Origin of the sequence: Streptomyces sp. AC550_RSS872 (assembly GCF_019049285.1) — a bacterium.
Taxonomy (GTDB): domain Bacteria; phylum Actinomycetota; class Actinomycetes; order Streptomycetales; family Streptomycetaceae; genus Streptomyces.
The window spans coordinates 1-12,199 of the sequence record NZ_JAGMUL010000184.1; the positions used below are offsets into that span (position 1 = coordinate 1).

7 protein-coding genes and 1 pseudogene are annotated in these 12,199 nt (G+C 69.7%); 5 read left to right on the top strand and 3 right to left on the bottom strand.

Features of this window, described 5'->3' with window-relative positions:
• Together KUM44_RS46350 and KUM44_RS39725 are read left to right on the top strand one after the other, a co-directional pair.
• Window positions 1–98, top strand: a pseudogene (locus KUM44_RS46350) (carbohydrate ABC transporter permease); the annotation flags it as partial.
• Window positions 99–393: 295 nt separating this feature from the next.
• Window positions 394–1,446: a ricin-type beta-trefoil lectin domain protein gene (locus tag KUM44_RS39725; protein WP_217214639.1), complete on the top strand. Its 1,053-nt coding sequence runs from the start codon at window positions 394–396 to the stop codon at window positions 1,444–1,446.
• 223 nt (window positions 1,447–1,669) lie between these two features.
• On the opposite strand, the gene KUM44_RS39730 is transcribed toward KUM44_RS39725, so the two are convergent.
• Both KUM44_RS39730 and KUM44_RS39735 read right to left on the bottom strand, forming a co-directional pair.
• Window positions 1,670–3,055, bottom strand: a complete 1,386-nt coding sequence (locus KUM44_RS39730; protein WP_217214633.1) for a condensation domain-containing protein — start codon at window positions 3,053–3,055, stop codon at window positions 1,670–1,672.
• 134 nt (window positions 3,056–3,189) lie between these two features.
• Complete coding sequence (locus tag KUM44_RS39735) at window positions 3,190–6,132, bottom strand: glycoside hydrolase family 3 protein (RefSeq protein ID WP_217214634.1); 2,943 nt, start codon at window positions 6,130–6,132, stop codon at window positions 3,190–3,192.
• 654 nt (window positions 6,133–6,786) lie between these two features.
• On the opposite strand from KUM44_RS39735, the gene KUM44_RS39740 reads away from it, so the two are divergent.
• From KUM44_RS39740 to KUM44_RS39750, 3 genes are all read left to right on the top strand, one after another.
• Window positions 6,787–9,156: a sialidase family protein gene (locus KUM44_RS39740; protein WP_217214635.1), complete on the top strand. Its 2,370-nt coding sequence runs from the start codon at window positions 6,787–6,789 to the stop codon at window positions 9,154–9,156.
• Window positions 9,157–9,292: 136 nt separating this feature from the next.
• On the top strand, window positions 9,293–10,009 hold the full coding sequence (locus tag KUM44_RS39745; RefSeq protein ID WP_217214636.1) for a cellulase B precursor: 717 nt from the start codon (window positions 9,293–9,295) through the stop codon (window positions 10,007–10,009).
• Window positions 10,010–10,380: 371 nt separating this feature from the next.
• On the top strand, window positions 10,381–11,364 hold the full coding sequence (locus tag KUM44_RS39750) for an acetylxylan esterase (protein ID WP_217214637.1): 984 nt from the start codon (window positions 10,381–10,383) through the stop codon (window positions 11,362–11,364).
• Window positions 11,365–11,533: 169 nt separating this feature from the next.
• Here the strand turns inward: KUM44_RS39750 and KUM44_RS39755 are convergent.
• On the bottom strand, window positions 11,534–12,199 hold a 666-nt coding region (locus tag KUM44_RS39755; protein WP_217214638.1), incomplete at its 5' end, for a ricin-type beta-trefoil lectin domain protein.

Below are 12,199 nucleotides of genomic sequence, written 5' to 3' on the forward strand. Positions count from 1 at the left end.
CCGTCATGGTCCTCGCACTGATCCCCGTCGCGGTTGCCTCCCCCTTCGTCCAGCGCCACTTCAAGAAGGGCATGCTCACCGGCGCCATCAAGGGCTGACGCCCGGTGTAGTTCATTTCTCGCCATAGGCCCATCCGTTGTCTTTTGTCTGCCGCCGCCTCGTGGCTGGTCGCGCAGTTCCCTGCCGGGCGTACGGGAGTTCGGCTGGCTGGACCGGCTGACCGGGTCACCTCGGCCGCCACGACGTGGCGGTGCTCCGGCCATCACCCGAACCCCGGTACGGCCAGGTGGCGGTCAGCCCCGCTGATTCAGCAATCACTCGTAGAAAAGAGGAAACTCCGTGAAAAAGTCTGGGATCCTGCCCCTGATCACGCTTGTCGCCGCTGCGTTCGGGATGACGGCGGCAGGTGTGGCCCCTGCCTCTGCCGCCTCCGACACGCCCTTGCGGGTCATGCCGTTGGGTGACTCGATAACCTGGGGCGTGGGAAGCAGTACGGGCAACGGCTACCGGGGCCCGTTGTGGGACAAGCTTGCGGCGGACGGCCATCCGCTGGACTTCGTGGGCACGGTGCGGGGCGGTTCGATGTCCGACCCCGACAACGAAGGCCACTCCGGATACCGCATCGACCAGATCGCCGCACTCGCCGACGCCTCGCTGACCCGCTACCGGCCCAACGTCGTGACGCTGCACATCGGTACCAACGACCTCCAAGGGGCCTCCGAGGTCGACACCGCCATCGCCCGGCTCAGATCGCTGGTCAACCAGGTCACCGCCGACGTCCCCGACGCAACCGTCCTCGTCGCCTCCCTGGTCGTGTCCACCAGCAGCTCGGAGGAGCGGTGGCGGGGCACGTACAACCAGGCCACCCGCCAGATCGTCAGCGACGCACAGGCCGCGGGCAAACGCGTCGCATTCGTCGACATGAGCAGCCTGACCACGGCCGACCTGGACGACCCCCTGCATCCCAACGACGCGGGCTACCGGAAGATGGCCGACGCCTTCCACCGCGGCGTCCAGGCCGCGGACAGCGCAGGGTGGCTGAGGAACCCTGCCCCCGCCCCCGCCCGCGTACAGTCCGGCGTCGCCGGCAAGTGCATGGACGTCAACGGCGCCGCCACCACCGACGGGACCGCCGTCCAGACGTGGAGCTGCGGCGACGGTGCCAACCAGTACTGGTCCGCCTACACCGACGGCACCCTGCGCTCCATGGGCAAGTGCCTCGACGCCGCCGGCGGGGCCACCGCCAACGGCACCAAGGTGCAGCTCTGGTCCTGCCACGGCGGCGCCAACCAGGTCTGGCAGCCCTTCAACGGCGGCTACCGCAACCCCGCCTCCGGCCGCTGCCTCGACGTCCCGGGCGCCTCCGCGACCAACGGCACACAGCTCGTGCTGTGGGACTGCAACGGCGGCGCCAACCAGAAGTGGACCACTCTGGCCGCGGGATGACTCCGTGCCCGGGATCCGAACCCTTTCCGGACTCGGATCCCGGAAGAAACATCGGTGGTGGGCACGGCCGGGGACGGCACCCGCTGTGGCCGGCTCACACGTGGCAGGACGGCGAGGACAAGCACCGCAGGGCTGTGCGCAGAGTCGATCCGGGCGGGCTTGTCGTACGGCACGCGCCGGCCGCGCATATTTCGACGTCCGCCATCCGCACCCCGCCGCGTCTCTACGTGCCGGCGGGGGAGCTGCTCCGTGCGGCGTGACCGCCGATCGCGGCTCCGACCAGCCGCCTCTCGAAGGACAGGAGTATCTGTTCGAGATCCGTCGCGCTGAAGGACCTCGCATCCGTCCCGAGACTGATTCCGGCCGTCTCGGACATACCCCACACATCGAAGCAGAGCTTTCCGGAGTTCGTGTCGACGGGTTTGGGGAATCGTCGGTAACGGCTGGATTCCATGGCTCGCTCGAGGTCCTGCTGTGCGCCGGCCGCGCGAGCCCGGATCAGCGTGCGGGGCGCTATGGGGCGGACGTTGATCACGTACGGGTTGTGTGCGGAGCGGCCCAGTTCGGCGGAGACCTCGTCCAGGGACCTGGCGTAGCGGTCGGGCTCTCGCAGGCTGACGGAGGAGGATCTGACGAGTGCCGCGTCGACGGCCCGGCACAGCGCCGGGAACCGGTCGCTGCCCAGGGACGTGTCGACCGGGACGAGCGCCCTGCCGGCGATATGGGCCACCGCCTCGCGGGCGAAGGCGGTCTGCCGGTTGGCCATCACGGTGTTGAACACGCAGTTGCCGATGCCGAGGTGCTCGGCGAGCGCGCACGCGTATGCGGCTTGCAGCACGGCGGCCACGGATGTCCGGTACTGCTTCGCCAGACGGGCTGCCGCGAGCGCGACCGCCGCCGAGTCGAGGCATACGAAGTTGTAGACGGCGTCCCCGTCGCGGCTCACGGGCGCGAGGAGTTCGGGCATGGCGGACTGACGGAGCATGGCCCGGTCATGGGTGTCGACACGATGGGCGTGCCGCAGCCCCGAGGGGCTGGTTTCGAAGCTCGCGATCTGCCGCGGATGCCACCCCGAACCGAGGTCGGCGCCCGGATCGGCGGCCAGCCGGGCTATGTTTTCGGCCACGATCCGGGCGGCCGTCGTGTCCGCCGAGAAGTGGTGCAATGACAGCGCGATGTGGATGGGCCTGCCGTCCACGGTGATGACGGCGGCGCGCAACGGCAGGTCGTCCGGGGCGAATCCGGGCTCGGCCAGCCGGAGGGTGAAGACGCTCAGCTCGTCGTAGGTCGGTGGGGCGTCGGAGGCGTACTCGTCGACCTGGAGCACCCCGGAAGCCACGACGACCGCGCGCGGGTGCCCGTCCGCGTCACGTGGATACAGCGTGCGCAGCGCCTCGAAGTGGGCCATGACCGCGGCGAAGCCATGCAGCACCGCGGCCATGTCGGGCGTGCCGTCGAGTGGCCGACCCATCCGTATGTTCCTGTTGCGGGGGCCGTGGAGGTGGGGGTGGCATCCTTCGCGCTCATGGGCCCTCTGCGACCAGGTCAGTTCATGTTCTCCGGCGGTGCCGGCGACGAAGACGACGTCATGGCGTGCGATCTGTCGCATACCCGCCCCGGTCCTCCTCCGGTACGTCGCCCCGTGTTCAGGCAGAGGATAGATCCGTGCGGGCCACGTGCGTCAATGCGCGGAAGCTGCGGAACGCGGCGGCGGACCGTTCTCCTACCGCGTCCCATCGGTCGTTACCGCGTCCCGCCTGCGATCGCGGCCAAATGGACACCGCCCCGCAGAACGAGATGCAGATCGTGCACCCCGGTCACCTCCGTCGGCATCGGTGCGCTGACGGTGTGCCAGTCGTAGCGGCCGTCGGTGTCGGCGGGGACGTGGAGGCCGGCGAGCAAGGTGCCGGTACCGGGACCGCCGTCGGCGTAGATCTCGACGGTCGCGTCCCCCTCCGTCGCGCGGGACACCTCGGCCGTGATGATGCGTGCTCCGTCTGCCGGGCCGCCCAGGTCGACCGACCGGTAGCGCAGTTGGCAGTGGGTGTCGCCGGTTGCCGACGTGACCGCCTCCCCCTTCTCCCGGGTGGCGTCGACGAGCGTGCCGCCCTCGCACTCGTCAAAGTCGAGGGCCTCCAGTCGTCCGCCGATGAGGCCGCGGACGGGGAGGGCCGGCCCCGTCACGGTGAAGGGCGCTGTCAGGGTGATTGCTTCGGCCGAGTGCCCGATCAGGATCTCGTACTGTCCCGGGTCCACGGCGAAGGCGCCGGCTGAGACGGACCAATGGGCCAAGGCCGCGACGGGCACACCGAACTCCAGCCGCCGCCGTTCACCGGGGGCGAGGGAGACCTTGCGGAAGTCCGTCAGTCTGCGCCTGGGCGCGCGATGACGGGCGGCAAGCGCACGGGTGTAGAGCTGCACGGTCTCGGTGCCCGGGCGCGTTCCGGTGTTGGTGAGCTCGACGCTCACGGTCAGTGTGTCGTCCTGTGCCGCTTCCCGGGCGGACAGCCGCAGGTCGGAATAGGCGAAGCTGGTGTAGGACAGACCGTGCCCGAAGGGGTACAGGGGTGCGGTCTCGTGGTACTGGTACGTCCAGCCGGCGGTGATGATGTCGTAGTCGAGGCGGCCGGGCAGCGGGTCGTCGCCGCGGTACCAGGTCTGCGGGAGCCGTCCCGAGGGTTCGGCCTCGCCGAGCAGGACCGCGGCGAGTGCCCGGCCCGTCTCCTGCCCGCCGTGGGAGGTCCACACCACGGCGGGCAGGTGCTCGTCGGCCCAGTCGACGGCGTACGGGTAGCTGCTCATCACGACCAGCACGGACTCGGGGCGCTCGGTGGCGACGGCGTGCAGCAGGGCTTCCTGCGCGGGCGGCAGCGAGATGCCGGTACGGTCCTCGGTCTCGCGGCCGTTGATGTGCGGGTCGTTTCCCAGGACGACCACGGCGACGTCCGCCGAGGCGGCGACCGCGACGGCGTCGGCGATTCCGTTCCTGACGACCGTTCGGGTCCACCGTTCCGCCTTCTCGGGGGCTTCGGCGGAGAGGGTGACCCGGCCGGTGGCGGGGTCCACGGCGGCGTATCGGCCGTTGCTGATGTTGCGCAGCAGTTCCGTGCCGTCCGGCTGGGGTTCCAGCCGGAAGGTCTCGTGGACGAACCAGCCGTTCGGCTGCGTCTGGTCGGCGGCGAGGGTGAGGTCGCCGTCCTTGAGGGTGACGTAGCGATCCGTGCGCGCGTTGCGGAGGGTCAGCACGCCTCCGCCCCAGTCGAACAGGTCGTGGCAGGCGCTGTCGCCGGACTCCTGCTCGTCGGTGGAGGCGCCGGCCACCATCGGCCCGCCGGGGTCGAACGCCGGGACGCGCAGGAGGCCTCCGGTGGAAGCGGCTCGCAGCGTGATCCGGTCCACTCCCTCCGCACGGACCAGTTCGGCGCCGCCCTCCTTGAGCGCCGTCTCCAGGCCGGCGGCGACCGTGATCCGGTACGGCATGGTGCCGCTGTACCAGTCCTCGAACAGGGTGTCCGCCAGCGGGCCGACGAGCGCCACGCGCCGGCCGGGGGCCGGTGACAGCGGCAGTGCCCCGTCGTTCTTCAGCAGCACCACCGACTCGGTGGCGGCGCGCAGGGCGAGCGCACGGTGTGCTGGGCTGTCCACGACGTCGTCACGGATGCCGGCGTAGGGGTCGAGGTCCGGATCGAACTCGCCGAGACGGAAGCGGATCGACAGGTGGCGTCGCGCGGCGCGGTCGATGTCGGCCTCGGTGAGCAGCCCGCGGTCGACGGCCGTGCGGAGTCTGCCGAGGGTGATGCTGCCGTCCTCGCGCTGCTCGGTGATGCTGTCGACGCCGGCGCGTACCGCCGCCGCGTGGGAGGTGGGGTGGTCGTCGAAGTACTGCTCCGATTCGGCGAGGTTGGTCACGGCTCCGGCGTCACTGCACACGAAGAGCTCGTGGCCGGTGGGCTCGGCCCAGCGCCGTACCTCGGTCTCCAGCAGCGGACTGACATGGCAGGGGCGGCCGTTGATGAGGTTGTAGGCCGGCATGACCCCGGTGGCGGCGCCGGACTCGATGGCCGGGCGGAAGGCGGCGAGGTCGTATTCGTGCAGGACCCTGGGCGGCACCACGGAGGAGGTGAGGTCGCGTTCGTCCTCGTTGTTGTAGGCGAGGAAGTGCTTGAGGAGGGGTGCCGTGCGCAGGTAGACCGGGTGGTCCCCGGCCAGCCCCCGGCAGTAGCTGACGGAGAGCCGGCCGGTGAGCAGCGGATCCTCCGCGTACCCCTCCTCGTTGCGGCCCCAGCGGGGGTCGCGCAGCAGGTTCACCACGGGGGCCCAGATCTGGAGGCTGTGCGGGTAGCCGTCGTCGGAAGGGCGCTCGTGGAAGGCGCGGGCCTCGGTGCCGACGGCCGTGGCGACCTCGTGCAGCAGTTCCTCGTCCCAGGTGGCGCCCAGGCCTACCGCCTGTGGGAACACGGTGGCCGGCCCTAGCCAGGACACGCCGTGCAGGCCTTCGGTGCCGGTCTTGAAGGGGGCCAGCCCGAGGCGCGGGACACCTGGTGAGTACTGGTAGAGCAGCTCGATGCGCTCGTCGAGCGTCAGCCGGGAGATCAGGTCGTCGACTCGCTGTGCGAGGGGTAGCGCGGGGTCGCGGAACGGCAGGTCGGTAGTGGGCGGCTCGGGGGGTGTGGCGGCGGTACTCACCTGAGATGTCCCTTGCAGGAGGTCGAAGGAGAAGGCGTGGGAAGCCTGGCGACTGCGCGCCCGGGCGGCGTACGGCTTTCCTCGATTGCGCTGTCATGCAGTCGAAGCGCTTCGACGTTGGCATGACGCTGAGTCGTGTGTCAATCACACGTCACTCAGCCGTCGCAAGGCGTCTTTCCAGCGTTGGCGTAGATCTCTGAGAGGTAGCCCAGAAGGCCAGCTCACCTGGGTCGGAGCCGTATGGAGGGCGGGGGAACTGTCGCCCTCGACCGTGTCTGTTACCGGAAAGTGACCTGGACGGCCCGTTGTCGTGGCCTGAAACACAGTCTTAGTGTCACCGAAACGTCGAAGCGCATCGATTCGGATTCCTTCCCGCCCTCAGTCCTCCGGGCGACTCCGCGTCGGCCCGCCCGCCGGTCGGCTCCACGAAAACGAAGGGCCGCAACGACATGAGCACGGAGACGAACCGCCGAGCCGTCCTGCGAACGGCCTCCGGCGCACCAGCAGCAAGAAGGACTTGGCCGCCGCGCTGCCCGCCCATGTGACCAGCACGGTCGGCCGACCGGACAGCGCGTCCGTCGGACTCCCCAACAGAGCGGTCACCGAGGCGGGTTACCTCACTTTTCCCGCGCACCAGAAAGGCAAGGACGCGTCATGACCCATGTCCCGCACTTCTCCCGCCGAGGACTGCTGGCCGCCGGCGCGGCCGCGGCCGCACTCCCTGTGCTCGCCCCGTCCGCCGCCTCCGCCGCGTCCCCCGCCTCCGCCGCGTCCGTCGGCGCGAACGGCAAGGTCAGACGCACGCCCTACACCTTCCGCAATGCCGAGATAGTCGGCGGCGGCTTCGTCACCGGCATCGTCTTCAACCAGAGCGAACCCGGACTGGTGTACGCCCGTACCGACATCGGCGGCGCCTATCGCCTCGACACGGCGTCCCGGCGGTGGATTCCCCTCACCGACTGGATCGGCTGGGACAAGTACGGACACACCGGCATCATCAGCATCGCCAGCGACGAGGTCGACCCCGACCGCGTCTACCTGGCGGCGGGCACCTACACCCTGCCCGAATGGGACCCGAGCATGGCGGCGATCCTGCGCTCGACCGACAGCGGCCGCACCTGGAAGACCACCCCGCTGCCGTTCCGGCTGGGCGGCAACATGCCCGGCCGGGGCATCGGCGAGCGGCTGGTGATCGACCCCAACCGCAACAGGATCCTCTACCTGGGAGTGCGCGGGGGCCACGGGCTGTGGCGCAGCACCGACCACGGCAAGACGTTCGCCAAGGTGACGAGCTTCCCCAACGCGGGCAACTTCGTCATCGACCCCACCGACCCCGACGGCTACAACGGCGACAACCTGGGCGTGCTGCAAGTCGTCTTCGACAAGCGCACCGGCAGAGCGGGGAAGGCCACCCGGACCCTCTACGTCACCGTCGCCGACAAGGACAACATCCTGTACCGGTCCACCGACGCGGGAGCGACCTGGGAACGCGTCCCCGGGCAGCCCACCGGCTTCATCCCGCACCACGCGGTCTTCGACCACGTCGGCGGCTACCTGTACCTGGCGACCAGCAACACCGCCGGCCCCTACGACGGCTCCAAGGGTGACGTGTGGAAGCTGGACACCGCCACCGACACCTGGACCCGCATCAGCCCGGTCCCGTCCACCAGTGACGACAACCAGTACGGTTACAGCGGCCTGACCATCGACCGGCAGAACCCGGACACACTGATGGTGTCCACCCAGGTCAAGTGGTCGCCCGACTGCATCCTCTTCCGCTCCACCGACGGCGGCGAGAGCTGGACCCGCGCGTGGGACCTGGGCCCGAACAACGAGCGCACCCTGCGCTACGACATCGACATCTCCGCCGCCCCCTGGCTGACCTGGAACGCCTCGCCGTCGCTTCCCGAGATGACCCCCAAGCTGGGCTGGATGATGGAGTCCGTCCAGATCGACCCCTTCGACTCCGACCACTTCATGTACGGCACCGGCGCGACGATCTACGGCGCCGACAACCTGACCGACTGGGACAGCGACCGCACGGTGCACCTGTCCGTGCGGGCCCAGGGGTTGGAGGAAACCGCTGTCATGTGTGTGATCAGCCCGCCCGTCGGCGCGGCGCATCTCTTCTCCGGCGTCGGCGACGTCGGCGGCTTCCGGCACACGGACTTCCGCAGGGCGCCGAAGATGTACGACAGCCCGACCTTCGGCGGCACCCCGGCCCTCGACTACGCGGAGCTGGCGCCCCACACCATCGTGAGGGTCGGCCACCCCACCAGCGGCTGGACCCAGCACTTCGCCATCTCCACCGACAGCGGAGCCACCTGGACGCCGTCGGGCAGTGAGCCGTCCGGCGTCACCGGGCCCGGAGTCGAGGACCAGGCCGTCGCCATCAGCGCCGACGGCAGGCAGATCGTCTGGTCACCGGCCGGTGCGCCGGTCAGCTGGTCCGACGACCGCGGAGCGACCTGGACGGCGTCGAAGGGCCTGCCGACCGGGGCCTCCGTACGCTCCGACCGGGTGAACCCGGCGAAGTTCTACGCCTACGACGCCGGCGTCTTCTACCTCAGCACGGACGGCGGCAAGAGCTTCAAGGCCACGGCGGCGACCGGTCTGCCCACCGCGGGGAACGTCCGGTTCAAGCCGGTACCTGGCCACGAGGGTGACATCTGGCTGGCCGGCGGCACCACCAAGCCCACCACCCCCACACCGTACGGGCTGTGGCGGTCGACCGACTCCGGAACGTCCTTCACCAGGTTCGAGGCAGTGGACCAGGGCGATGTCGTCGGATTCGGCAAGGCCGCGCCCGGCGCCAAGTACCCCGCCGTCTACACCAGCTCCAAGATCCACGGCGTGCGCGGCATCTTCCGGTCCGACAACGCGGGCCGGACCTGGACCCGCATCAACGACGACCGTCACCAGTACGCCTGGACCGGCAACACCATGACCGGAGACCCCCGGGTCCACGGTCGCGTGTACTTCGGGACCAACGGACGCGGAGTCATCTACGGCGACCCGAAGTGAGGTCTGACTTCCGGTCACCGCGCTCCGCACCCCCGGCCCCGAAGGGGAGACCGACGTAGCCCTGCCGCCAGGGCAGGACGACCGACTTCTCCTCTCCTGTGTGATCCCCCCACTCGGCACACATTCCGGAGGGCTGATGAAATTCCGTATCGGCTGGGCCGCGCTTCTCACGGCTCTGGCGCTCGTCTTCACCCTGCCGAACTCGGCAGTGGCAGCGTCACAGACGTACTGGTTCAAGCACTACTCGACCGGCGGCAACGCCTCGACGTGGTACGCCAACGACAACTCCTGGGGCGTGAACGCCTCGACCGGCACCGGCTTCGTCGCCATGGTCAACGGTAAGGACTGGGGCTGGTCGTCCCCGGTGACCACACTCCCCAAGAAGATCGGCGCCGTAAACCCCAACAACAACTCGTGGTTCAGCCAGTCGGCGTGGCCGAAGTCCGGCTCGCGCTACAACGCCACGTACGACATCTTCATCGACCCCTACCCCGAGCCGAACAACCGCAACTCCAAGACCGAGCTGATGATCTGGCTCAACTGGTCCAACACCCAGCCGCTGGCCGACCGCTACGACGGGAACGGCAACGCGATCCCGACCGTGACCAATGTCAGCCTGGGTGGCCGCAGCTGGGACATCTACGACTACAACTGGCCGAACGGCGACCACACCCTCAGCTTCCTGGACAGGAGCAGGTCCGGCTGGTGGTCCGGCAGCCTCACCCCGTTCTTCGACTACGGCAAGAACAAGGGCCTCTACACCAACGACCACTACCTCAACAGCGTCATGGCCGGCTGGGAATTCGGGCCGGGTGACTACACCGCCCACTCCTGGGGCGCCGTGGGCTTCTGACGCTGCCACAAGCAGAAGGGCGGACCAGTGACCGGCCGCCCTCTGCCGGGAAGTACCGCCCGACTCTCCGTACGGAGGGTCGGGCGGCCCGGTCCGAGCTAGGACGCAACGACTTCTCCTGGCGCGGCGCTCATATCGAACGCCTCCGCCAGGTGCTGGACCGTATCCGCCTGCCCTGCACACCCCCAACTGCCCACCGCTCCCTCCCGCAGTTCCACCTCGCTGCACTCCGCACACGCCGTCCGTCACGCAGGCCGAGACCGGCGGCCGTTCGTTCTCGGGCGGTGACGGCCACCGCCCATGCCCTTCGCGTGTTGTCCACGTTCCCTTACCTCGCCGCTTCACCGTCTCTCCCTCCGGAGGAAGTCCCCATGCCTCTCACCGACTTCGGCCATGACGAACTCGTCGGCTACCGACCGGTGTCGACCGCACCGCACGACTTCGACGCCTTCTGGCAGCACACCCTCGACGACGCCCGATCACAGGGCGGAGCGGTGAAGGCCGAGCGCGTCACGGACCGGTTCCGGCTGCGCACCGTCGAGGTGGACGACCTGCGCTTCCCCGGCTGGCAGGGTGAGCCGGTGGCCGCCTGGCTGCTCCGCCCGCGCGGAGCCGAAGGCCCGCTGCCCGTCGTCGTCACCTACAACGGCTACAGCGGCGGCCGTAGCTTGCCCACTGACCACCTCTTCTGGCCCGCCGCCGGCTACGCCCAGCTCGTCGTCGACAGCCGGGGCCAGGGCCACGACACCCCGGACCGGACCTTGGGCGACGGCACGCAGTGGGTCGAGGGATTCATGACCCGCGGCATCGACTCGCCCGAGAACTACTACTACCGGCGCCTGATGACCGACTGCGCGCGGGCGGTGGAGGCCGTCGCGGAACTGCCCGACCTCGATGCCCGCCGGATCGTGGTAGCGGGCGGTAGCCAGGGCGGCGGACTGGCCCTCGCCACCGCTGGACTCCTGGGGGACAGGGTGGCGGCGGTGATGCCCGACGTGCCGTTCCTGTGCCACTTCCGCCGCGCCGTCCAGATCACCGGCGAGGGCCCCTACCCGGAAATCGCCAAGTACCTGCGCTGGCACAGCCGCCACCGCGTGGAGCCGACCTTCGCCACCCTCGACTACTTCGACGGCGTCCACTTCGCCCAGCGGGCCACCGCACCGGCCCTGTTCAGCGTCGGCCTGATGGACCCGATCTGCCCGGCCTCCACGGTCTACGCCGCCTTCAACCACTACGCGGGTGAGGACCGGACCATGACCGTCTGGCCGTTCGCCGACCACGGCGGCGGTTGCGGCTCCAACCCACCCGTCCAACTGGACTGGCTGGCCGAGCGCGGGCTCGCACCCGAGCAGTGACCCTTGCACGGCAGCCACCCGTCTCCGTTCGGGGAACGACCGCCTCACCGATCACATGGGGCGGCTGACGAGCCCGGTGGAGGAGGGCAGTCCCCGCAGCTCGGTCCGCTGTCGTGGGACTGCCCTCAACCGATCGGGCATCACCCCGCGCGGTGGCAGGGGTGGCGAGTCAGGGGAGCGTGGTCCACTTCTGGTTGTTCTGGCCGTTGCAGGTCCACAGGATGACCGGGGTTCCGTTGGCGGTGCCGGCCTCGTTGGCGTCGAGGCACAGTCCGGCGTGGACGTTGCGGATCGACCCGTCTGCCTGCCTGGTCCACTTCTGGTTGTCCTGGCCGTTGCAGGGCCAGATGATGACCGGCGTGCCGTTGGTGGTGCCCCGGTTGGAAGCGTCCAGGCACTTGTCGCCGTAGACGCGGATCTCGCCTCCGGCCCATGTGGTCCACAGCTGGTTGGCGGCGGTGTGGCAGTCCCAGATCAGCGTCGTCGTCCCGGCCGCGGTGGCGGCGCGATCAACGTCCATGCAGCGGCCGGAGCCGGTGCCGCGCAGGCGTGCGGTGGTGGCGGCCATTGGGCTGCCGCCGGTCATCTTGAACACGGCGACGCCGTGCGCGGGTACGCTCGCGGAGATCTGCCCGGAGGTGCTGGTCGTGCCGCCGGTCCACAGGTCGGTGAGGGTGAACGAGCCGCCGGTGAGGCCGACTTGGGCGGCCGTGGTGGTGATGGTCGTGGTGCTGCTCCCCCGGTTGAACAGGCCTACCGCGACCGAGCCGTCGGACAGGGGCTTGGCGAACACCTCGGTGTTGCCGTCGTCGCGCACCCTGCGTCCGCCCGCGCC

Excerpts from the sequence above, each read along its gene's own strand:
- KUM44_RS39730 (WP_217214633.1), bottom strand. The coding sequence starts at position 3,055 with ATGCGACAGATCGCACGCCATGACGTCGTCTTCGTCGCCGGCACCGCC.
- KUM44_RS39725 (WP_217214639.1), top strand. The coding sequence starts at position 394 with ATGACGGCGGCAGGTGTGGCCCCTGCCTCTGCCGCCTCCGACACGCCC.
- KUM44_RS39740 (WP_217214635.1), top strand. The coding sequence starts at position 6,787 with ATGACCCATGTCCCGCACTTCTCCCGCCGAGGACTGCTGGCCGCCGGC.
- KUM44_RS39750 (WP_217214637.1), top strand. The coding sequence starts at position 10,381 with ATGCCTCTCACCGACTTCGGCCATGACGAACTCGTCGGCTACCGACCG.
- KUM44_RS39745 (WP_217214636.1), top strand. The coding sequence starts at position 9,293 with ATGAAATTCCGTATCGGCTGGGCCGCGCTTCTCACGGCTCTGGCGCTC.